General features: G+C 75.3%; 2 protein-coding genes and 1 pseudogene. 2 read left to right on the plus strand and 1 reads right to left on the minus strand.

The genetic code is table 11. The features are described 5' to 3' along the window. Positions 1-260 (plus strand): annotated as a pseudogene (locus ACWJ6R_RS35475) (rRNA cytosine-C5-methyltransferase); the annotation flags it as partial. On the opposite strand, the gene ACWJ6R_RS35480 reads toward ACWJ6R_RS35475, so the two are convergent. Next, positions 169-957 (minus strand): CGNR zinc finger domain-containing protein, encoded by a 789-nt coding sequence (locus ACWJ6R_RS35480; protein ID WP_449066404.1) that lies wholly within the window; start codon positions 955-957, stop codon positions 169-171. The pseudogene ACWJ6R_RS35475 and the gene ACWJ6R_RS35480 sit on opposite strands and share 92 nt — an antisense overlap. A gap of 101 nt (positions 958-1,058) precedes the next feature. Here ACWJ6R_RS35480 and ACWJ6R_RS35485 point away from each other — a divergent pair, with 101 nt between their 5' ends. Continuing rightward, positions 1,059-1,928 carry an SDR family NAD(P)-dependent oxidoreductase gene (locus ACWJ6R_RS35485; RefSeq protein ID WP_449066405.1) on the plus strand — a complete coding sequence of 290 codons (870 nt, stop codon included), beginning with the start codon at positions 1,059-1,061 and terminating at the stop codon, positions 1,926-1,928. The last annotated feature ends 6 nt before the right edge of the window (positions 1,929-1,934 follow it).

Raw genomic sequence — 1,934 nt, forward strand, 5'->3', positions numbered from 1 at the left:
GCTGCTCGCGCTGCTGGCCTCCGCCCTCGACGCCGGCCCGCCCCGGCGGCGTGGTGGCCTACGTGACCTGCTCGCCGCACCTGGCCGAGACGGTCACCGTGGTCGGCGACGTGCTGCGCGGCCGCGACGACGCCGAGGCCCTGGACGCCCGCGCGTACCTGCCGGAGGTCAAGGGGCTCGGCGAGGGCCCGTACGCGCAGTTCTGGCCCCACCGCCACGGCACCGACGCGATGTTCCTCGCCCTGCTGCGCCGCCGCTGACCGCCCGCGGCCTTGCCGCGCCGCCGTTGACCGTCCGCGCGAGACGGCAGGGGCTCCGCCCCTCGGGCGGGGCCGGCCGGGTCCGCGGCGCGGTGTCCGCCGGGTCCGCGGCGCGGCGGCTGCGGTAGGAGCGCATCGCCACCTGCGCCCCGCAGCGCCGCGGGCTGCAGTACGCCGCCGAGCAGTTGCGGGTGCGGTCGTAGAAACCGAGATGGCACGGCGGGTTCCGGCACGCCTTCAGCCGCGCCCAGGTGCCGTTCCTGGCGAGCTCGGCCACGGCCGCGAGCAGGCCGCCGAAGGCTCCGGGCACGCCCTCCTGGGCCGGGACGAGCCGTACGTCGTGCGCGGTGACGACGGGTGACAGGGGGTACAGCGCGCCGCTGCGGCGCAGATAGGCCTCCGCCTCCTGCAGCGTCGTGCCGCCGTCGCCCGGTTCGCCGCCGGGCTGCTCTCCGGCGTGGGCGAGCAGGACCGTGACCAGGGCCTGCCTCAGCTCCCGGGCGGCCGCGGCGTCCGCCTCGGTGACCAGGACCCCCTCGTGGGCCAGCCCGGTCGCGCGCAGCCACCGGGCCGCCGCCGCGGCGTCGGCCAGCCGCTCCTCGCGTCCGTCGATCGGGCGGGTGTTGACGAAGTCGAGCACGAGATCCGCCGCCTCGGGCGGGCTGAGCGGACTGTGCCGTCCCTGATCGGTGACCACGCCCGCCATGATAGCCGGACATTGAACGAAGCCAGTTAGCACATAACCGACATCCATATTCACGGTTGATAGTTAGGAGCTAACGCTGTACGGTCACAACCATGTCGATCAAAGCAGAGACCGTGACCACATCCGCCCCCCGTTCCTGGTTCATCACCGGAGGCTCCTCCGGCATCGGCCGCGAGCTGGCGCTCGCCGCCCTCGGCCGCGGTGACCGCGTCGCCGCCGCGGCCCGGCGCGTCGACGGCCTGGCGGAGCTCACCGAGCGCTTCCCCGGCAGGTTCCTCGCCCTGGAGCTCGACGTCCGCGACGAGGCCGCGGTGCGGCGCGGCGTCGAGCGGGCCGTCACCGGGTTCGGCCGCCTCGACGTGGTGGCGAACAACGCGGGGTACGGCCTCTTCGGGGCCGTCGAGGAGGTGACCGACGCGCAGGCCAGGGCCGTCTTCGACACGAACGTCTTCGGCGTCCTGAACGTGCTGCGGGCCGTGCTGCCGGTGCTGCGGGCCCAGCGCTCGGGGCACGTCCTGCAGGGCTCGTCGGTGTACGGGCAGGTGGCCCACCCGGGGGTGGGCCTGCTGGCCGCGACCAAGTACGCGGTGGAGGGCCTGTCGGACGCCCTGGTCGCCGAGCTGGCACCGCTCGGGATCAAGGTGACGCTGGTCGAGCCGGGCTACGCGGCCACCCCGTTCCTGTCGAACCTCGCCTTCGCCGAGCCGGTGGCCGACTACGACCCGACCGTGCGCGCCGTGCTGAGCTCCCTCGGCGGGCTGCCGCCGGAGGCGTTCGCCGACCCTGCCGAGGTGGCCCGGGCGGTGCTGGCCGTGGTGGACGCCGACCGTCCCCCGCTCCGTCTCACACTGGGCGGCCAGGCCGAGGACGACGTGCGGGCCGCTCTCGCCGCACGGCTGCGCGACCTGGACGAGTGGGCGGCCGTGACGCGGGAGGTCGGCCGGGCGCCGGTCGCCTCCTGACCTCCG

This window comes from Planomonospora algeriensis (assembly GCF_977012225.1).

What these genes read in the sequence shown, in the direction of transcription:
- ACWJ6R_RS35485 (WP_449066405.1), top strand. Translation starts at nt 1,059, where the DNA reads ATGTCGATCAAAGCAGAGACCGTGACCACATCCGCCCCCCGTTCCTGG.